Raw genomic sequence first — 19,200 nt, forward strand, 5'->3', positions numbered from 1 at the left:
TGCCTTATGGGCCGCTTTGAGTCTGCCGGGTGCTCGCGGCTTGCAGTCGTGCCGAGGCTGCGCCGCCGTTACCGGCAAAGGCGCCAGCACGCGGGGCGAAGCCGATGGCACGCCTTTCGCAAAGAGGTGCTAGATTGCGCTGCCCCAGCCCGCGACGAACCCCTCATGCTCTATCGTCACACCATCGACGCCACCAATTACGCATTCGACGATCTGCGCATCCTGCTTGCCAAGGCCTCGCCGCCGCGTTCAGGCGACCGCTTGGCCGGCATCGCCGCCGACAGCGCGGAGGAGATGATCGCAGCGCGGCTTGCGCTGGCCAATGTTCCGCTCAAGCAATTCCTCGATGAGCCTGTCATCCCCTATGAGGCTGACGAAGTCACCCGCCTGATCCTCGACAGCCACGACGTTGCCGGCTTTCTGCCCGTGTCGTCGCTCACCGTCGGCGGATTCCGCGACTGGCTGCTGTCGGATGCCGCCAGCGGGGAAGCGATCAAGAAGATCTCGCGCGGCATCACGCCAGAGATGGTTGCGGCGGTGTCGAAGCTGATGCGCAACCAGGATCTGATCCTGGTCGCGAAGAAATGCGAGGTCACGACCCGCTTCCGCAACACCATCGGTTTGCGCGGGCGAATGAGCACGCGACTGCAGCCGAACCATCCTTTCGACGACCCCAAGGGCATCACCGCCTCGATTCTCGACGGGCTGCTGCTGGGAGCGGGCGATGCCTGCATCGGCATCAATCCGGCGAGCGACGACCCGAACGTCATCGGCACCCTGCTGCGGCTCCTGGACGACATCATCACGCGATTCGAGATTCCGACGCAGGGCTGCGTGCTGACCCATGTCACGACCACGCTCGGACTGATCGGGCAGGGGCTGCCGGTCGATCTCGTGTTCCAGTCGATCGCCGGCACCGAGGCGGCCAATCGCAGTTTCGGCGTCGACCTCTCGCTGTTGCGGGAGGCCCGGGAAGCCGGGCTGTCGCTGCGCCGCGGCACGGTCGGTGACAATGTGATGTATTTCGAGACCGGGCAGGGCTCGGCGCTGTCCGCCAATGCCCATCACCAGGTCGACCAGCAGACGTGCGAGGCGCGGGCCTATGCGGTGGCGCGCGCGTTCGATCCACTGCTCGTCAACAGCGTGGTCGGCTTCATCGGTCCTGAGTACCTCTATGACGGCAAGGAAATCATCCGCGCCGGGCTCGAGGACCACTTCTGCGGCAAGCTGCTCGGCCTGCCGCTCGGGATCGACGTCTGCTACACCAACCACGCCGAGGCGGATCAGGACGACATGGACAATCTCCTGACGCTGCTCGCGGCCGCCGGCGTGAACTTCATCATGGGCGTGCCAGGCGCGGATGACGTCATGCTGAACTATCAGTCGACATCGTTTCACGATGCGCTCTATGTCCGCGACTTGTTCGGCTTGAAGCGGGCTCCCGAATTCGACGACTGGCTCGCGCGCGTCGGCCTTGCCGGGCAGGACTTCCGCCTCGTGGCCGGTGCGGAGCGGCTGCCCGACCTCGCTGCCAGGCTGCTGACCTGAGGGGGATAGCGAAATTCTGCAGAGCAACTATCTCGTCGTTATGACGTTAAGTAGTGCCACAATGTTGAAGAATTTCTGGCCCAGCGTTCCGCGCCGTGGTTAGATTTGCCGGTGCTTCGGGGTCGTTTGATGAGAGCTGAGGGCATAAAGACAGTACGACGTATCCTCTGCGTTTTTCCGCGCTATACGTCGTCGTTTGGGACCTTCGAGCACGCCTACCCCCTCACTGACGGCGTCAAGGCGTTCATGCCGCCGCAGGGCCTGCTGCTGATCGCCGCATACCTTCCCGAGAACTGGCCGGTGCGTTTCGTCGACGAGAATCTGCGTCCGGCGACGGCGGAGGATTTCGAGTGGGCGGATGCCGTGTTCGTCAGCGGTATGCATATCCAGCGCCAGCAGATGAACGACATCTGCCATCGCGCGCATGACCATGACCTGGTGGTCGCGATCGGCGGCCCGTCGGTCAGTGCTTGCCCGGACTACTATCCTTCATTCGACTACCTCCACGTCGGCGAGCTCGGCGATGCGACCAATGAGCTGATCAAGCGTCTGGCTCATGATACCAGCCGTCCCGACGAGCAGGTGGTGCTTAAAACCATCGACCGGCTGCCGATGACGGAATTCCCGCTGCCAGCCTATGAGCTCGCCGAAACCAAGAAGTATTTCCTCGGCAGCATCCAGTTCTCCTCGGGCTGCCCCTATCAGTGCGAGTTCTGCGACATCCCCGGGCTCTATGGCCGCAATCCGCGCCTGAAGTCGCCGCAGCAGATCATCGCCGAGCTCGACAAGCTGCGCGCCTGTGGTGCCACCGACACCGTGTATTTCGTCGACGATAATTTCATCGGCAACCGCAAGGCGGCGAGCGAGCTGTTGCCGCACCTGATCGAGTGGCAGAAGCGGACCGGATATGTCACGCGCCTCGCTTGCGAGGCGACGCTCAACATCGCCAAGCGTCCCGAGATCCTGGAGAAGATGCGCGAAGCCTACTTCGTGACGATCTTCGTCGGCATCGAGACGCCCGATCCCGACGCGCTGAAGGCCATGCATAAGGATCAGAACATGATGGTTCCGATCCTCGAGGGCGTGCGCACCATCAACTCGTTCGGCATGGAGGTCGTCTCCGGCATCATCATGGGGCTCGATACCGACAAGCCCCAGACCGGCGACGCGTTGCTCTCCTTCGTCGAGGAGTCGCGGATTCCGCTGCTCACCATCAACCTGCTGCAGGCGCTGCCGAAGACGCCATTGTGGGATCGGCTCGAAAAAGCCGGGCGCCTGATCGATGACGAGGGCCGCGACTCCAATGTCGAGTTCCTGCTGCCCTACGAGGACGTGGTCAGTTCCTGGCGCAAATGCATGGAAGTTGCCTACGAGCCGAAGAAGCTGTTCGCGCGCTATTTGCATCAATGCAACTACACCTATGCCAATCGCATCAAGGTGCCGGTTAGCCCGGAGATGAAGAGCTGGGCCAACATCCGGCGCGGCCTGATCATGCTCCGCAACATCTTCTGGAAGGTCGGCGTGCTCGGCGACTACAAGCGCGTGTTCTGGAGGTTTGCGCTCGGCCGGCTCAAGCGCGGCGACATCGAGGGGTTGATCTCGGCGACACTGGTTGCGCATCATTTGATCACCTTTGCGCGTGCAGCCTCCAGCGGCCGGCAGAACGCCTCGAACTACTCGATCCGGCTGCGCGAGGCTTCCGTCCCCGCCGAATAACAGCATGACGACACCGCCGGCGCCCACGTCCCCTTCGCTCGCCGATCTGCGCGAGCTCACGCCGGCGCGCGTCGGCCTTGGCCGGTCCGGTGCCAGCCTGCCGACCGATGCGCTGCTGTCGTTCACGCTCGACCATGCCCGCGCCCGCGACGCCGTCCACGCCGCCTTCGATGTCAGCGGGATCGCGGCCGGTCTTGCCGGCCTCGGCATCACGCCGCTTGAGGTGTCGAGCCAGGCGCACAGCCGGCGCGACTATCTGCGGCGGCCCGATCTCGGGCGCATGCTGGATTCTGCGTCGCGGCGGTCGCTGGAGAAGTGTGGCATCACCGCATGCCCCTGCGCCATCGTGATTGGCGACGGCCTGTCGCCGACGGCGGTCAATGTGCATGCCGTCGAATTGATCCGGCATCTCGTGCCGCGCTTGGCGGCCGACAAGATCGAGGCCGGCGCGGTGATCGCAGCGTCCGGGGCGCGGGTCGCGCTCGGTGACGAGATCGGCGCCATCGTCGGCGCGCGCATGCTGGTGATGCTGATCGGCGAACGGCCGGGCCTGTCCGCTCCCGACAGCCTCGGCGCCTATCTCACCTTCGCGCCGCGAATCGGTCTCACCGACGCCGACCGCAACTGCATCTCCAACATCCACCATGCCGGGCTGAGCTATGCGGAGGCCGCATTCAGGATTTCGTGGCTTGTGCGCGAGGGCCTGGCACGCCAGATCACAGGGGTCGCCTTGAAAGATGAAAGCGGCGGTGGATCGTCGAGGAATGCGCTACCAGGGTGTGACAAATCAGATACTTAATGGCGGGGATCGGCGGTTCCCTGTCGATTTGGTCAGCCCCTCGCGCTTGCGAGCAAAGGGTCGGGCAGGTAAAACCGGCGCCGGTCAATATTCGCGTGTTTTCAAGGACTAGCGCCGATCAGTTGCGCTCACCCGCCTCATTCGCGCCCCTAGACCCAAGCTAGACAGATTGAGCCGTTTTCAGAACTGGACAGGGCATGCTCGAAAAGAATTCCGAAAGTCAGGTCCACGTCGAGAAGATCGAAGAGCCGCGGTCGGGCCTCAGCATCGCGTTCGGGATCGAGCGTCTCGGCCTGATCCCGATGCGGGCGCCGATCCTGTCCTGCATCGTCCTCGTTCTGTTGCTGATCGGCGCCGTGTTCGGCGTGCACCGGATCAAGATCGACGACTCGCTGTCGCAGCTGTTCCGTTCCGAATCCAAGGACTACAAGCAGTATGAGGCGGTGACCAAGCGCTTCCCGGCGACCGAGTTCGACGTGCTCGTCGTGGTCGAAGGCAAGACGCTGCTCGAGCGCGACAATCTCGGCAAGCTGCGTGACATGGTCACGGATCTGCAACTCGTCGAGGGCGTGCGCGGCCTGGTGTCGCTGTTCTCCGCGCGCCAGGCGCCGGAGCGAGGCAAGCTGCCGGCGGCGTTGTTCCCGAACGAGCTGCCCGAGGGCGCGGCCTACGACAAATTCGTCGAGACCGTCAAAAGCAACGAGATCATCCGCGGCAAGCTGCTGTCGGAGGACGGAACGCTCGCGCTGATCGTGCTATCGCTCGAGCCCGAGGTGGTCGGCAGCAACAAGCTCAGCAAGGTGGTCGGCGACATCAGGAAGATTATGGCCGACGACCTCGGCGGCAGCGGGCTCAATGCGCAATTGTCCGGTGTGCCGGTCATGCAGCTCGAGATCCGCAACGCGGTCGAGCGCGACGGCCTGACCTACAACATCCTCGGCATCCTCGCCGGTTGCATCATCGCGATCATCTTCTTCCGCAAGATATCCTTCATGGTGGCGGCGGCATTCCCGCCGATGATTGCGATCCTGCTCGCGCTCGGCGGCCTCGGCTGGGCCAATTTCAATCTCAACATGTTCCTCAACGTGATGACGCCGCTCATCATGGTGATCAGCTTCTCCGACTCGATGCAGCTGACATTCGCGGCGCGCGACCGGCTGATCGCCGGGCAGGACAAGTTCACCGCGTTCAAGAATGCGGTGCTGGTGGTCGGCCCGGCCTGCGTGCTGACGCACGGCACGGCCGGAATTTCCTTCATCGCGCTGCAGTTTTCGGATTCCGACCTGATCCGCAAGTTCGGCGAGGCCGGGCTGGCGGCGACCATCATCGCGCTGATCGCGGTGCTGTCGCTGGTGCCGGTGTTTGGCGTCCTGTTCGTGCGCAACGAGAAGATCTTTGCGGTCAAGTTCCAGAGCGCGGATGCCGGCGTACAGGCGCTGCGCAATTTCTGCTACTGGATCGCGGTGCGCATGGTCGGCCGTCCCGGGCTGTTCAGCCTGCTTGCGCTGATCGTGGTCGGCGGCCTCGGCATCATCTACGCCAATCTCGAGCCGCGCTACCGGCTCGCCGATCAGGTGCCGGACAAGCGGCAGGCGGTGGCGGCGTCGAGCCGGCTCGACGCCAAGCTGACCGGCGCCAATCCGGTCGATGTGCTGATCGAATTCCCCAAGGGGCAATCGCTGTACTCGCCGGAGACCTTGAAGACGATTGCCGATGTCCATGCAATGGTCGAGGACTCTGCCGGCGTCGGCAACGTCTGGTCGCTGGAGACCTTGCGGCGCTGGCTCGCCGAAAAGGCCGGCAGCAATGATGTCGCGACGCTGAAGGAATATGTCGACCTGATCCCCGAACACCTGGTGCGCCGGTTCATCGACAAGAATCAGGATGCTGTCGTGGTGTCGGGCCGCGTCCCGGATGTGGACTCGAGCCAGTTGCTTCCGGTGGTGAACAAGCTCGATCATTCGCTGGACAAGGTGCGCGCCGAGCATCCCGGCTACGAGATCGCGGTCACGGGTCTGTCGGTGATTGCCGCACGCAACAGCGCCAGCATGATCGAGAAGCTCAACCACGGCCTCACTATCGAATTCCTGCTGGTCGCGATCTTCATCGGGCTCGCATTCCGCTCGATCGTGGTGATGTTCTCCTGCATCCTGCCGGGCATCTTCCCGGTGGTGCTGTCGGGCACGGTGCTGTGGCTGCTCGGGGAGGGGCTGCAATTCGCCAGCGTGGTGGCTTTGACGGTGTCGTTCGGCCTCGGCCTCAGCGCCACCATCCACTTCCTCAATCGCCTGCGGCTCGAGACCAAGCCGGGTGTCACGCCGGAACTTGCGGTGGAGCGCGCCACCGTCCTGGTCGGCCCAGCGTTGATCCTGACCACGGTGGTGCTGGCCTGCGGTCTCGTCGTCACCGTGTTCTCCGACCTGCCGTCGCTGCGCCTGTTCGGCTGGCTCAGCGCGTTCTCGATGGTCGCAGCCCTGGTCGCGGACCTCTTCATCCTGCGGCCGACCTCGATGTTCCTGATCAACCTGTCGCAAAAGCTCCGCGGCAGGGGCGGCCAGCCCGCGCCGATCGAAAAGGCCTGATCGACGAGCGATCAAAAAGCTGCAGCAAAAAGGCCCGGTTCCGAAGCGTTCGGAACCGGGCCTTTGTGTCTTGTGGGCGCAATCGGCCGGGAGCGTCAGCTCTTCGTCATCGTGATCGAGACGCCGCGGATCTCGCCCTTGGAGTCGATCTGCACGACCTGCTTGGAGCCGTTGGTCTGCAGGTTCAGGTTCGCGGCAAAGCCGGACGCCTCGACGAACACGTCGATCCGCCCGCCGCCGGCGGTGCCCTGCAGATTGCCGAAGATGTTGCGGCTCGCCTCGCTCCAGTTGCCGGAGATCCGGTCGCCCTGGCTGGTGACGTCGCTGGAGAGGTCGAACTTGTAGCTGTCGCTGGCGCAATGCAGGGACTGTTTCAGGCTCATGCCCGAGGGTGCGACCTTGTAATCCGCCTTGCAACGAATCCGTTCAGTCGTGCCGTTGGACAGCGCCACCGTGCCCGTTCCGGTCCACGAGCCGGCAAAACCGGCAAACGGCCCGCTGGCCTGGGCGTGGACGGCGGAGGCAGAGAGCATCAGTGCGGCGCCGACGCCCACAGCCCTGAGAGCCTGACCATAAAGGCTGGAACCAAACCGTTTCATCGTGAATTTTCCCATCAAAATCAACGCTTCCTACGCAAGAAAGCGTCTCGCCGCATCGAAGGTTTAGTGTCACCGAAGAATGTTAGGTTCAAACGACAGAAACGGCGCGCGGCGCCCATATTGTCATCGAACAGAATCAGAAACCGTCGGCTTCGTGACGGCATGTAGCTTTGCGCAACTGCTATCCGCAATAGCCGAACGCGACAAAGTGATGGCACAAATCGTCATTGCGAATCAATAACTTATGTAGGGGTTTACAGCGCCGCAAATTTAGCCGCATTTAGCGGTGCTTGTCGTCAATCCGTTGCCGCGTTACGTGGCGTCTGCAAATCCCCAAAATCCGTCCCGGCCATGCCGAAGCGCTTTTCGGGAACAGATTTTCTGCTGTCGGAAATGAAGGAATACGATGCGTAAATTTCTCTTGGCTCTTGCCCTGTTGTCGATCCCGCTCTCCTCCAGCGCCTTCGCCCAGCAGCAGACGCGCGGGACACCCGATGAGCAGAAGGCCTGCACGCGCGACGTGCAGCGTCACTGCCGCGCCGTGATCGATCAGGGCGATTTCACCATTCTCGCCTGCCTGCAGCAGAACCGCAGCAAGATCAGCTCCGCCTGCGACCAGGTGCTGAAGACCCACGGCCAGTAAGGCCGGTTCGGGCCCCATGGATCGCCGCAAAGCCCGTGCTCGGCATGTGTGCCGGCCACGGGCTTGGTATGCTGGCGGTCACGGACAGCATTGGTTTTGGTGGCGTATTCCCCTATATGGGGCTCGCAAATCCCCCGCATGCGCTGACCTTTCGCGCCTGCGTCGTGCCATGACCAGTGTAGCCCAAATTTCCCATGACCACCGCGAGCGACCTGCGATCCGGAAAGACCCACCGCGACGAGAATTTCCCGGTCGCGTCGTGGATCATTCATCCGCGGCATCGTGCCCTGATCCTGGCCTTCTATAATTTCGTCCGCACCGCCGACGATATCGCCGATCACGCCACGCTGCCCGCCGAGGAGAAGCTGCGCTACCTCGACCTCATGGAGGCCGAGCTGCTTGGCAATGGCGACACCCAGAAGGAAGCGGTCAATCTGCGCCGCGCGTTCGCCGAGCGCAGCATGCCGCCGCGGCACGCGCTCGACGTGCTGGTGGCGTTCCGCCTCGACGTCACCAAGCTGCGTTACGAGAACTGGGACGATGTGATCGATTATTGCCGGTACTCGGCAATGCCGGTCGGGCGGTTCATGCTCGACGTGCACGGCGAGGATACCTCGACCTGGGCGGCGTCGGACGCGCTCTGCGCCGGGCTGCAGATCAACAACCATCTGCAGGACTGCGGCAAGGACTACCGCAACCTGAACCGTGTCTATTTGCCGCGCGATGCCCTGGCCGCCGCGGGCGCGACCGTCGAGATGCTCGGCGAGGCGAAATCGCAGCCGGCCCTGCTCAAATGCCTGCAGGCGCTCGCCGTGCGCACCGAGGCGCTGCTCGACCAGAGCAAGTCGCTCGCCGCCGAGGTGAAGGATTTCAGGCTGGGGCTCGAGATTTCCGTGATCCAGGCGTTCGCCGACAAGATCGTCAACATGCTGAAGGTGCGCGATCCGCTCAGCGAGCGCGTGCATTTGAGCCCGCTCGAACTGCTGCTGCAGAGCCTTGGCGGCGTGGCCGGCGAGACGGCGCGGCGTGCGACCGGACGGCGTGCGGTCTCCAAATCGGCGGCTGGCGCATGAGCGTGGAGGCGGCGGCCAACGCAAATTACGGAAGCACCGCGTCGGGCAGCTCGTTCTACGCCGCGATGCGCATTCTGCCGCGCGCGCAGCGCGAGGCGATGTTCCAGATCTACAGCTTCTGCCGGCAGGTCGACGACATCGCCGATTCCGACGGCCCGCGGCCGGAGCGGCTGGCCGCGCTGCAGCAGTGGCGCGACGATATCGACGCGCTCTATGCGGGGCATCCGCCGGAGCGGCTGAAGGACTATGTCGCCTCGGTGAAGACCTTCGGCCTGAAGCGCGAGGATTTTGTCGCGATCGTCGACGGCATGGAGATGGACGTGCCGCAGGACATCCGCGCGCCGGATCTCGCGACGCTCGATTTGTATTGCGATCGCGTCGCGAGCGCGGTCGGCCGGCTGTCGGTGCGCGTGTTCGGCCTGCCCGAGGACGACGGCATCCAGCTCGCCTATCACCTCGGCCGCGCGCTGCAGCTCACCAACATCCTGCGCGACATCGACGAGGATGCCGGCCTCGGCCGGCTCTATCTGCCGCGCGAATGGCTCTGGCACGCCGGCATCACCAATAACGATCCGGCCCGCGTCACCGCCGACCGCGCGCTGCCGAAGGTGTGCGCGCCGCTGGCCGAGCGGGCGAAGATGCATTTCCAGAAATCCGACGAGATCATGAAGCGCAATTCGCGCCGCGCCGTGCGCGCGCCGCGGATCATGTCGAAATACTACCGCGCGATTCTCGATCTTCTGATCGCGCGCGGCTTCACCGCGCCGCGCGCGCCGGTACGTGTGTCCAAGGCCGCCAAGATCGGCATCCTTCTTCGTTACGCGATCATCTGATGCAAAAGACCGTTCATATCATCGGTGCCGGCATTTCCGGCCTCTCCGCGGCCGTGCGCCTCGCCAATGGCGGCTACAAGGTGTTCGTCCATGAGGCAACGCAGCAGGCCGGCGGCCGCTGCCGCTCCTATTTCGACGCGGCCACCAGTCTCACCATCGACAATGGCAACCATCTGTTGCTGTCGGGCAATCGCCATGCGCTGAGCTACGCGCGCGCGATCGGCACCGAGGCCGGTCTCGTCGGGCCTGCGCGCGCGCAGTTTCCGTTCGTCGATCTTGCCAGCGGCCGGCGCTGGCAGCTCGACCTCGGCGATTCCCGCCTGCCGCTGTGGGTGTTCGACGAGGCGCGCCGCGTCCCGGACACTAGCCTGCGCGACTATCTCGCCTTGGCGCCGCTGGCTTGGGCCGGCACCGGTGCGCTGGTCGGCAACACTATTCCCTGCAAGGGCACGCTGTATGACCGCCTGGTGCAGCCGCTGCTGCTCGCCGCATTGAACGTCGATCCGCCGGAGGGCTCGGCCGGGCTCGCGGGCGCGATCGTGCGCGAGACGCTGCTCGCGGGCGGGCAGGCCTGCCGTCCGTTGATCGCGCGCGACGGCCTGAGCTCGGTCCTGATCGAGCCGGCCGTGAAGCTGCTGCAGGAGGGCGGCCACAGCGTCCAGTTCAGTCACGAATTGCGTGCGCTCGGCATGTCGGGTGATCGCATCAGTGAGCTCGATTTTGGCAATGGCGACAAGGTCGCGCTGGGAGCCGACGACGCCGTCGTGCTTGCGGTGCCGCCGCGGGCCGCGGCCGCGCTGCTGCCCGGCCTGAAAACCCCGACCAAATTCCGCGCCATCGTGAACGCGCATTTCCGCGTCGATCCGCCGCGCGACGCTGCGCCCATTCTCGGCGTGGTCGGCGGCCTCGTGGAGTGGCTGTTCGCGTTCCCGCAACGGCTGTCGGTGACGATCAGCAACGGCGACCGCCTGGTCGACATGCCGCGCGAGGAGCTCGCGCTGGCGATCTGGCAGGACATCTGCGAGGCCTCGGGGGTTTCCGGCGACCTGCCGCCCTGGCAGATCGTGCGTGAGCGCCGTGCCACATTTGAGGCGACGCCGGAACAGAATGCCCTGCGTCCGGGGCCCGCGACGGCGCAAAAAAACCTGTTCCTTGCCGGCGACTGGACTGCTACCGGGTTGCCGGCAACCATCGAGGGATCGGTGCGATCGGGGGATCGCGCCGCCGATCTGGTTCTGGCCAGACGTTAGATTCGACCTGTTGGCGCGTTTTCGAGCGAAGTGGCTACCGGTTCGCGTGAAGAAAACGCGACCAAACAGAAGGACAAGAACGTGATCCGAAGCAATCGGATCATGCTCTGGAGCGGCCGCGGCTTTCGATCAGCCGGCCCGCGATGAAGAGGATATCGAGCGAAATGCTTGCGAGAGATCACAGCGTTGCAGTCGACCCGGTCGCGCTGGAGAAGAGCATCTCCAAGGCAACCGAAGCGCTGCTCGGCTACCGTCAATCCGACGGGCACTGGGTGTTCGAGCTCGAGGCCGACAGCACCATTCCGGCCGAGTACATCCTGCTGCGTCACTACCTGGCCGAGCCGATCGATGCCGGGCTCGAGGCCAAGATCGGCAACTATCTGCGCCGCGTCCAGGGCGCCCATGGCGGCTGGCCGCTGGTGCATGACGGCCCGTTCGACATGAGCGCCAGCGTGAAGTCGTACTTCGCGCTGAAGATGATCGGCGATTCCGTCGACGCGCCGCACATGGCGCGGGCGCGCGAGGCGATCCGTTCGCGCGGCGGCGCTTCGGGCAGCAACGTGTTCACGCGATTCCTGCTCGCGCTCTATGGCGTCGTGACCTGGCGCGCGACGCCGGTGCTGCCGATCGAGATCATGCTGCTGCCGATGTGGTCGCCGTTCCACATCAACAAGATCTCCTACTGGGCGCGCACCACCATGGTGCCGCTGATGGTGCTTGCCGCGCTGAAGCCGCGTGCGAAGAATCCGAAGGGCGTCGGCATCGACGAACTGTTCCTGGAGGATCCGAAATCGGTCCGCATGGCGCCGAAGGCGCCGCATCAGAGCGCGAGCTGGTTCTATCTGTTCCGCTCGCTCGACGCCGTGCTGCGGGTAATCGAGCCGATGTTTCCGAAGAGCCTGCGCCAGCGCGCGATCGATGCCGCGCTCGCCTTCACCGAAGAGCGGCTGAACGGCGAAGACGGCATGGGCGCGATTTATCCGCCGATGGCCAACATCGTCATGATGTACGAGGCGCTCGGCAAGGACGAGAATTTCCCGCCGCGCGCCACCACCCGCCGCGGCATCGACAAGCTGCTCGTGATTAGCGAACACGAGGCCTATTGCCAGCCCTGCGTTTCGCCGGTGTGGGACACCGCGCTGGCCTGTCATGCGCTGCAGGAAGCGGGCGGCGACGACACCCTGGCCAAGGCCAGGCAGGGCCTCGACTGGCTGAAGCCGCGCCAGGTGCTGGACCTGAAGGGCGATTGGGCGGTCAAGGCGCCGGACGTCCGCCCGGGCGGCTGGGCGTTCCAGTACAACAACGACCATTATCCCGATCTCGACGACACCGCGGTGGTCGTGATGGCGATGGATCGCGTGCGGCGTCATACCGGAACCAGGGAATATGATGAGTCCATCGCGCGCGGCCGCGAGTGGATCGAGGGGCTGCAGAGCCGCGATGGCGGCTGGGCCGCATTCGACGTCAACAACCTCGAATATTACCTCAACAACATCCCGTTCTCCGATCATGGGGCATTGTTGGATCCGCCGACCGAGGATGTCACCGCGCGCTGCATCTCGATGCTGGGCCAGCTCGGCGAGACCGCCGAGAGCAACAAGGCGATGGCTGACGGCGTCGCTTATTTGCGCCGCACCCAGCTTGCCGAGGGCTCCTGGTACGGCCGCTGGGGCCTGAACTACATCTACGGCACCTGGTCGGTGCTCTCGGCGCTAAATGTCGCAGGGGTCGATCGCAACGACCCGATGATTCGGAAGGCGGTCGACTGGCTGGCGTCAGTCCAGAATCAGGACGGCGGCTGGGGCGAGGACGCCGTCAGTTACTGCCTGGATTACAAGGGTTATGAAGTTGCGCCTTCGACCTCCTCGCAAACGGCATGGGCTTTGCTTGGATTGATGGCGGCCGGAGAGGTCGAAAATCCCGCTGTTACGCGCGGGGTGGAGTACCTAAAGGCAACACAGACGGAAAAAGGGCTGTGGGACGAGCAGCGATACACAGCTACGGGGTTTCCGCGGGTATTTTACTTGCGATATCATGGCTACTCGAAGTTCTTTCCGCTCTGGGCGCTGGCGCGGTATCGAAATTTGAGAAGCACCAATAGCAGGGTGGTAGGGGTCGGGATGTGATTGTTGAGGCGGGGGCCGCCGAGACCGTGGGCAGTAGAATTGATCCTCGGCCGGTATTGATTGTGACTGGATTGGTGCAGGAGGCTCGCATCGCGGCAGGCCCCGGCATGATCGTAATCTGCAGTTCGAGCGATCCGCAGCAGCTGCGTGAGTTGCTGGCGACGCTGGATCCGAGCACCTTCCGTGGCGTGATTTCGTTCGGCGTGGCCGGCGGGCTCGATCCGTCGCTCAAGTCAGGCGACGTCGTGGTTGCGACCGAGGTGATGTCGGGCGATACCCGTTTCCTGGCCGCATCCGCGCTGAACGAAGAGATGATCGCCAGCGCCGCGCTGAAGCGCCGCAGGATCGTCCGCGGCAGTCTCGCCGGCGTGGAAGAGGTGATCGCGGCAAAGGCCTGCAAGGCCGCTCTGCGCTCGATGACGGGCGCAGCCGCAGTCGATATGGAGAGCCATATCGCGGCGGCCTATGCCGCCAAGGCCCGCATTCCGTTTGCCGCATTGCGCGTAATCAGCGATCCCGCGCACCGGGCGCTACCGGAACTTGCGAAATCCGCGGTGAAGCCGAACGGCGACATCGACCTGCGCAAGGTGCTGCGCGGCATCGCCCGCAATCCACGGACGCTGCGCGCGCTGGTGTCGACCGGAATTGACTTCAACCGCGCGCTGCGCTCGCTGCGCAGCTGCCGCGGCTTCCTGCTCGGCAACGAGGTGTTGATGCCGGTAGAAGACGTTCTGATCACGGCGAAGGCGGCCTGATCCGCTGCGCCGGGCAGGGACCGGGTTTCTCACCGCATCAAGCTCAACTCACAGGCCCGGTCGCATCGCGATCGGGCCTTTTGCTTTGATGCCCAAAGGTTTCGCTCGATGCCACGCTGTTCCGGTTCCACGCGGTCAGCGGACTTGCGCGTCGGCTGTGCGGTGAGAGACCCCGCATATCCGTGTCCCTCGGGCCGGTGGGGTCGCGCGGCCAGCCTCTGACGACTTGCCAGCAGCGCGCCGGCGCCCCGGGAAGGGCCCTACGCGGACCGCGCTGGGTCGACGCTTGACAGCTACGGCTATTCATCCGAAAATGAACTATGATCCTTTATTCATGAATTAAGGTTCACTATGGCAATCGCTGCCGTTCGCCTCAACCAACTGGTCGAAACCAAAGCGCGTATTCTCGATGCCGCCAGGGAGGCCGTGGCGCTGAGTGGCTGGAAGGACGCCCAGATCGCCCTGATCGCCTCACGGGCCGGCGTGGCCACGGGCAGCGTGTATCGCTACTTCGACTCCAAGGCGGACCTGTACGCGCAGGTGCTCGCCCTGGTGTCCGAGCGCGAGGTGGCTGTCGTCGCCGCGATCGTCGAGGCGGAAGGCTCGGCGTCCCAGTGCCTGGTCGACGCGATCTACACTTTCGCGGTCCGGGCGATGCGCGGCCGCCGCCTGGCGTACGCGTTGATCGCCGAACCCTGTGAACCCGAGATCGACGCGGCGCGCCTGAAATACCGGGCGGCCCTGGCCGATCAGATCGCAAGGCTGGTTCGGCGCGGTATCGCCGGCGGTGAGTTCGTCGAGATCGACGCGAACGTCGCGGCATCCTGCGTGACCGGCGCCTTCATGGAGGCGCTGGTCGGTCCCCTTGCGCCCGAAGCGGCCCCCGATTCCGACGCGGCGAAGGCGATCGCACAGTCGATCGCGGGGCTTTCCGCGCGCATGCTGTTTCGCCACGCCACGCCTGAACTCATCCCTGTATCGCGAGTCTCCGCATGAACGCGCGCGTCCAGCCGGTTGCCGTCGCTGAAGCGAAAGCCGCTCCGTTTGCGACCCATGAAGTACGCAATCAGGCGCGGCCGGCGCTCGGCTTCAATGCGTTCGATGACGACCGCGCGCTGAGTGGCCTGATCGCGACGATCGCGCCGTGGGCGAAAGACAAGCTTTCCGCACTCGGAGCTCATGCCGGCAGCGAATCCGTGCAGGAGGCGGCACGGCTGGCCAACGAGCACGAACCGAAGCTCCTGACCCATGACCGGTATGGCAACCGCAATGATTGGGTCGAATTTCATCCGGCCTGGCATCAATTGATGGCGCTGGCGTTCCGGAGCGAGGTGCATAGCCTCGCCTGGTCGACGCGCGAACCACACGGCCATCTGGCGCGCGCGGCGCTGAGCTATCTCTGGAACCAGATCGAGAACGGCGTCGGTTGCCCCACCGGGATGGCGTACGCCGCGATCGCCGGGTTCTCCGGCAAGCCGCAATTCAATTTGTGGCGGGAGCGAACGCTGGCGGCGGACTACGATCCGCGGCGGCTTCCGATCGAGGCCAAGCGCGCCGCGGTCATCGGTTACGCCATGACCGAAAAGCAGGGCGGCTCCGATCTGCGTGAGACCCAGACCACCGCGCGCTTTGTCGAGCGCGGCGCGCATGGCGAGATCTATGCGCTCACCGGCCACAAATGGTTCTTCTCGGTGCCGGTGGCCGACGGATTCTACACGCTGGCGCGCACCCAGTCCGGCGTCAGCTGCCTGTTCGTGCCGCGCCTGCTGCCCGATGGCAGTGCCAACCGCATCCACATTCAGCGTCTGAAGGACAAGTGCGGCAACCGGTCGAACGCGTCGAGCGAGATCGAGTACCACGATACGTGGTCGATCCTGGTTGGCGAAGAGGGCCGCGGCATCGCGGAAATCCTTTCGCATGCCCATCTGACGCGGCTGGATTTCGCGGTCGGCTCCGCCGGGCTGATGCGCCAGGCGCTGAGCCTCGCCCTCAACCACGCGCAAACGCGAACGGCGTTCGGCAAGCCGATGTCCGAGCTTCCGATGCAGCGCAACGCGCTCGCCGACCTCGCGCTCGAGAGCGAGGCGGCGATGCTCGGCGCGTTTCGGGTCGCGCGCGCGACCGACGGCCTGCAGACAAGCGAACACGAGCGATTGCTGGCGCGGGTCGCGACACCCGTGATGAAGTTCTGGAACTGCCAGCGCGCGCCGGCCTTCACCTATGAATGCCTGCAGGTGCATGGCGGCAACGGCTTCATCATGGAGAATCCGATGGCCCGGCTCTATCGCGAGGCGCCGTTGAATTCGATCTGGGAAGGTACCTCGAACATGATGTGCATGGACGTTTTGCGCGCCATGCAACGCGATGCGAATTGCCGGGACGCATTCGTCGACGAGTTGCGTGCGAGCAGGGGCCTCAATCCGGTCTATGACCGAAGCACGGACGATCTCGCCGATCGCTTGCGTGCTCGATACCCGGACGACGGGCATGCGAGAGCACTCGTCACCCGCATGGCGCATGCGCTGCAGGCCGCCGAGATGCTGAAGCATGGCGACGCCGCTGCCGCCGAACTGTTCGTGAAATCCAGGCTTGGCGCGGACGGGATGCAGGTATTCGGCGGGCTTCCATCGACGGAAGGTCTTGGCGCCATCGTCGAACGTGCCTCCGTCATCCATCACTGAGGGTCCAAGTCATGCGTCAGACCGAAGTTTGTGCCGTCAGCGATGTCAGGGCCGTCGTCGGAGACGAGGAGTGGGCAACCCGCGTCGACCTTGCGGCGTGCTACCGCCTGGTCGCGCTCTACGGAATGACCGACCTGATCTACAATCACATCAGTGCACAGGTCCCGGGGCATCACGATCAGTATCTGATCAATCCCTATGGCATGCTGTACGAGGAGATCACGGCGTCGAGCCTCGTCAAGATCGACATCGAGGGCCGGACCCTGCTGCAGCCCGACCACGGCTACAACGTCAACGTGGCCGGCTTCTATCTGCACGCCCCGATCCATCGCGCGCGGCCCGACGTGAACTGCGTTCTCCATACCCACACCAGGGCTGGCACCGCGGTCAGCGCGCTTGCCGAAGGGCTGTTGCCGCTGTCGCAGACGGCGATGCGGTTTCACGGTCGGATCGGTTATCACGATTTCGAGGGGCCGGCGATCGATCGGGAGGAATGCGACCGGGTCGTCGCTGATCTCGGTCGCAACAATGTGCTGGTGTTGCGCAATCATGGCCTCCTGGTGTGCGGCAACACGATTCCGCAGGCGTTCAACGCGATCTACTGGCTGGAGCAGGCCTGCCGGATCCAGGTCGACGCGCTCGGCTGTGGCCGGCCGCTGCATGCGCCGACCGAGATGGCGATCGGCAACACGGTGACCTGTTTTGCCGGCACCGAGATCACGCTGGACAATGAGCGCGACACCAATCCGGTGCTGAATGAAGCGGCGCAAAATCTGCAAGCCGGGTACGGCCTGCTGGAACGGCCGGCGCTGCGGCGCAGGCTCGACCGCATCGACGGGAGCTACGCGCAATGAGCACGGCGCTGGCGGCGTTGCGGATCGGCTTCATCGGCGCCGGCCGCGTGGCGCAGACGCTCGCGCCGGCCTTCGCCTGCGCGGGGCTGAACGTCGCGGCGTTCTACAACCGCGGTGCCGATGCCGCGCAGCGGCTCGGATCCCGCATCCCGTCGGCGCGGCCGATGACGGATGCGCAGCAGGTCGTCGACCGCTGCGACATGGTTTTCCTGACCGTGAGCGACGATGCGATCCTGCCGGTCTGCCGCGACTTGCGCTGGGAGCCGCGTCACCGCGTGGTTCATTGCAGCGGCGCGACCGAACTGGCCGCGCTCGATCATGCGAAATCCGCAGGCGCCGCGACCGGCGGATTTCATCCGATGCAGATGTTTGCCAATCCCGACGTCGCGCTCGAGGGGTTGCGCGGATGCACCGTCGGCATCGAGGCAGAGGGCGACTTCAGGCGTGACCTGGAATTGCTTGCGACCCGCATCGGGTGTGAACCGCTCGCGCTGCCGGCCGGTGCGCGGGCGCTCTATCATGCGTCCGCCTATTACGTCGGTCCGTTCCTGATCGCGCTGCTCAAGGAGGGCGTCGAGCTCTGGAAGAGCTTTGGCGCCAGCGAGACCGACGCGTTGCGCGCGATGATGCCGCTGCTGCGGGGGACGGTCGCGGCTGTTCTCGACGGTGGCCTCGCCAACGGCATGGGCGGCTGCGTGGCGCGCGGCGACGTCGGAACGATCCTCAAGCATCTCCGGGCGCTGGATGAGCGCTTTCCTCCCTCCGGCGCGCTGTATCGCGAGCTCGCCCTGCGCAACGTCCCGCTCGGGATCGAGCGCGGCACACTCAGTGCACCGCGCGCGGCAGAGATCGAGAGATTGCTTCTGCGCACGAGATCGGAAGAGCATGCGGCATCCTGATTCAAAGAAAAAAGCCCCGGTTCGCTGAACCGGGGCTTTCATGTGTGTGCCGAGCATGACCGGCAGCTTGGAGGTGGAAGTCCTCTATCCAACCTGATGACGGTGAAGGATTAGCGAAGCGCAAGGGCGTCATCGCGAGGTGGGGTCTGAAGGAAGCGTGGAGCAAAGCCGCGGCCCGATGGACAAAAACCGGATAACGAGGCCTACCCGGCCGGACGAGCGAGCACGTGATCGCGAAGTCCACGGTCATCAAGGGGCGGGGTGGTAAATCCGGCGGGCGTGCGGCGAAGGCGGTCGATCTTACCTCGGGAGATCTGCGCTGCGTCTCGGCAACGAGACTGAGGTCGTCGTAAGGCGATCTGACCGCAGTGCAGAAGTCAGCAGAGGGCATAGTAGGCGGAACGAGTTTCGCCGAAGGCCTGAACGCTGGAAGTGACGAGTAGATGCAGCGATATCGCATCGGCCATGCGACTGAATTCCGGGCAACTGGCCTCGGAACGGCGGGAAGGGGTGAAACCCTGACTGACGCTGATCAGAGGAGTCGAAGCTGGCGCGACGATTGCTGACACCCAAACTACGGCGGCAACAGAACAACTCTTGCCGCTTAATCCAGCGAACCGCCGTATACGGACCCGTATGTACGGTGGTGTGGGAGTTGCGCCTTGCAAGCGCGTTGAAGTCTGCCGTCTGAGATGACGGCCGCGGCAAAGCCTAGCGAGCAGCCGCGAACCGAGTCTTGCGTGGCGTCCGGTAACGGCCGTTGCGAAGCGTAGACAGGGAGGTTGTAGGCCGGAATGAAGTGAACGGGAAAATAGCCCCGAAATCGAACGTGATCGGAGTAG

At 64.4% G+C, this 19,200-nt stretch carries 15 protein-coding genes; 14 read left to right on the plus strand and 1 reads right to left on the minus strand.

Translation table 11 applies throughout. The annotated features are described in order from the left end of the window. Nucleotides 1-165 precede the first annotated feature (165 nt). The 4 genes from ACVMDN_RS09620 to ACVMDN_RS09635 all read left to right on the plus strand — a co-directional run bounded on the left by ACVMDN_RS09620 (nucleotide 166) and on the right by ACVMDN_RS09635 (nucleotide 6,645). Nucleotides 166-1,548, plus strand: a complete 1,383-nt coding sequence (locus ACVMDN_RS09620; RefSeq protein ID WP_076833024.1) for an ethanolamine ammonia-lyase subunit EutB — start codon at nucleotides 166-168, stop codon at nucleotides 1,546-1,548. A 129-nt stretch (nucleotides 1,549-1,677) separates the two neighbouring features. Further along, nucleotides 1,678-3,264: a B12-binding domain-containing radical SAM protein gene (locus tag ACVMDN_RS09625; protein ID WP_076833026.1), complete on the plus strand. Its 1,587-nt coding sequence runs from the start codon at nucleotides 1,678-1,680 to the stop codon at nucleotides 3,262-3,264. A 4-nt stretch (nucleotides 3,265-3,268) separates the two neighbouring features. Beyond that, nucleotides 3,269-4,063: an ethanolamine ammonia-lyase subunit EutC gene (gene eutC, locus ACVMDN_RS09630; protein ID WP_076833029.1), complete on the plus strand. Its 795-nt coding sequence runs from the start codon at nucleotides 3,269-3,271 to the stop codon at nucleotides 4,061-4,063. Between the two features lie 197 nt (nucleotides 4,064-4,260). Further along, complete coding sequence (locus tag ACVMDN_RS09635) at nucleotides 4,261-6,645, plus strand: efflux RND transporter permease subunit (protein WP_076833031.1); 2,385 nt, start codon at nucleotides 4,261-4,263, stop codon at nucleotides 6,643-6,645. Between the two features lie 95 nt (nucleotides 6,646-6,740). On the opposite strand, the gene ACVMDN_RS09640 is transcribed toward ACVMDN_RS09635, so the two are convergent. Further along, nucleotides 6,741-7,244 (minus strand): hypothetical protein, encoded by a 504-nt coding sequence (locus ACVMDN_RS09640; RefSeq protein ID WP_028331723.1) that lies wholly within the window; start codon nucleotides 7,242-7,244, stop codon nucleotides 6,741-6,743. A gap of 406 nt (nucleotides 7,245-7,650) precedes the next feature. Between ACVMDN_RS09640 and ACVMDN_RS09645 the strand changes: the two genes are divergently transcribed. The 10 genes from ACVMDN_RS09645 (at nucleotide 7,651) to ACVMDN_RS09690 (ending at nucleotide 18,358) form a co-directional block, all read left to right on the plus strand. After that, on the plus strand, nucleotides 7,651-7,887 hold the full coding sequence (locus tag ACVMDN_RS09645) for a hypothetical protein (RefSeq protein ID WP_057015701.1): 237 nt from the start codon (nucleotides 7,651-7,653) through the stop codon (nucleotides 7,885-7,887). A 194-nt stretch (nucleotides 7,888-8,081) separates the two neighbouring features. Continuing rightward, a complete protein-coding gene (hpnC, locus tag ACVMDN_RS09650) occupies nucleotides 8,082-8,960 on the plus strand; it encodes a squalene synthase HpnC (RefSeq protein ID WP_076833033.1) in 879 nt (292 codons plus the stop codon). Continuing rightward, nucleotides 8,957-9,793, plus strand: a complete 837-nt coding sequence (hpnD, locus tag ACVMDN_RS09655) for a presqualene diphosphate synthase HpnD (protein WP_076833035.1) — start codon at nucleotides 8,957-8,959, stop codon at nucleotides 9,791-9,793. The genes hpnC and hpnD overlap by 4 nt, the downstream gene beginning before the upstream one ends. Further along, entirely contained in the window at nucleotides 9,793-11,043 is a 1,251-nt protein-coding gene (hpnE, locus tag ACVMDN_RS09660) for a hydroxysqualene dehydroxylase HpnE (RefSeq protein ID WP_076833038.1), read from the plus strand. Before hpnD ends, hpnE begins: the two co-directional genes overlap by 1 nt. Before the next feature lie 164 nt (nucleotides 11,044-11,207). Beyond that, nucleotides 11,208-13,169, plus strand: a complete 1,962-nt coding sequence (gene shc, locus ACVMDN_RS09665; RefSeq protein ID WP_076833041.1) for a squalene--hopene cyclase — start codon at nucleotides 11,208-11,210, stop codon at nucleotides 13,167-13,169. Next, a complete protein-coding gene (locus ACVMDN_RS09670; RefSeq protein ID WP_076833044.1) occupies nucleotides 13,166-13,924 on the plus strand; it encodes a phosphorylase in 759 nt (252 codons plus the stop codon). Before shc ends, ACVMDN_RS09670 begins: the two co-directional genes overlap by 4 nt. 351 nt (nucleotides 13,925-14,275) lie before the next feature. Further along, nucleotides 14,276-14,920, plus strand: a complete 645-nt coding sequence (locus tag ACVMDN_RS09675; protein ID WP_057015695.1) for a TetR/AcrR family transcriptional regulator — start codon at nucleotides 14,276-14,278, stop codon at nucleotides 14,918-14,920. Further along, on the plus strand, nucleotides 14,917-16,605 hold the full coding sequence (locus ACVMDN_RS09680) for an acyl-CoA dehydrogenase family protein (RefSeq protein ID WP_076833046.1): 1,689 nt from the start codon (nucleotides 14,917-14,919) through the stop codon (nucleotides 16,603-16,605). Before ACVMDN_RS09675 ends, ACVMDN_RS09680 begins: the two co-directional genes overlap by 4 nt. 11 nt (nucleotides 16,606-16,616) lie before the next feature. Further along, on the plus strand, nucleotides 16,617-17,459 hold the full coding sequence (locus ACVMDN_RS09685; protein ID WP_168856429.1) for a class II aldolase/adducin family protein: 843 nt from the start codon (nucleotides 16,617-16,619) through the stop codon (nucleotides 17,457-17,459). Next, a complete protein-coding gene (locus ACVMDN_RS09690) occupies nucleotides 17,456-18,358 on the plus strand; it encodes a Rossmann-like and DUF2520 domain-containing protein (protein ID WP_168856430.1) in 903 nt (300 codons plus the stop codon). Before ACVMDN_RS09685 ends, ACVMDN_RS09690 begins: the two co-directional genes overlap by 4 nt. The last annotated feature ends 842 nt before the right edge of the window (nucleotides 18,359-19,200 follow it).

Source organism: Bradyrhizobium sp. USDA 4510 (assembly GCF_054059095.1).

Bases quoted from the DNA above. Each gene is read 5' to 3' on its own strand.
- ACVMDN_RS09635 (WP_076833031.1), top strand. From the start codon at position 4,261: ATGCTCGAAAAGAATTCCGAAAGTCAGGTCCACGTCGAGAAGATCGAA.
- ACVMDN_RS09690 (WP_168856430.1), top strand. From the start codon at position 17,456: ATGAGCACGGCGCTGGCGGCGTTGCGGATCGGCTTCATCGGCGCCGGC.
- shc (WP_076833041.1), top strand. From the start codon at position 11,208: ATGCTTGCGAGAGATCACAGCGTTGCAGTCGACCCGGTCGCGCTGGAG.
- ACVMDN_RS09680 (WP_076833046.1), top strand. From the start codon at position 14,917: ATGAACGCGCGCGTCCAGCCGGTTGCCGTCGCTGAAGCGAAAGCCGCT.
- ACVMDN_RS09685 (WP_168856429.1), top strand. From the start codon at position 16,617: ATGCGTCAGACCGAAGTTTGTGCCGTCAGCGATGTCAGGGCCGTCGTC.
- eutC (WP_076833029.1), top strand. From the start codon at position 3,269: ATGACGACACCGCCGGCGCCCACGTCCCCTTCGCTCGCCGATCTGCGC.
- ACVMDN_RS09645 (WP_057015701.1), top strand. From the start codon at position 7,651: ATGCGTAAATTTCTCTTGGCTCTTGCCCTGTTGTCGATCCCGCTCTCC.
- hpnE (WP_076833038.1), top strand. From the start codon at position 9,793: ATGCAAAAGACCGTTCATATCATCGGTGCCGGCATTTCCGGCCTCTCC.
- ACVMDN_RS09675 (WP_057015695.1), top strand. From the start codon at position 14,276: ATGGCAATCGCTGCCGTTCGCCTCAACCAACTGGTCGAAACCAAAGCG.
- ACVMDN_RS09625 (WP_076833026.1), top strand. From the start codon at position 1,678: ATGAGAGCTGAGGGCATAAAGACAGTACGACGTATCCTCTGCGTTTTT.
- hpnD (WP_076833035.1), top strand. From the start codon at position 8,957: ATGAGCGTGGAGGCGGCGGCCAACGCAAATTACGGAAGCACCGCGTCG.
- ACVMDN_RS09620 (WP_076833024.1), top strand. From the start codon at position 166: ATGCTCTATCGTCACACCATCGACGCCACCAATTACGCATTCGACGAT.
- ACVMDN_RS09640 (WP_028331723.1), bottom strand. From the start codon at position 7,244: ATGAAACGGTTTGGTTCCAGCCTTTATGGTCAGGCTCTCAGGGCTGTG.
- hpnC (WP_076833033.1), top strand. From the start codon at position 8,082: ATGACCACCGCGAGCGACCTGCGATCCGGAAAGACCCACCGCGACGAG.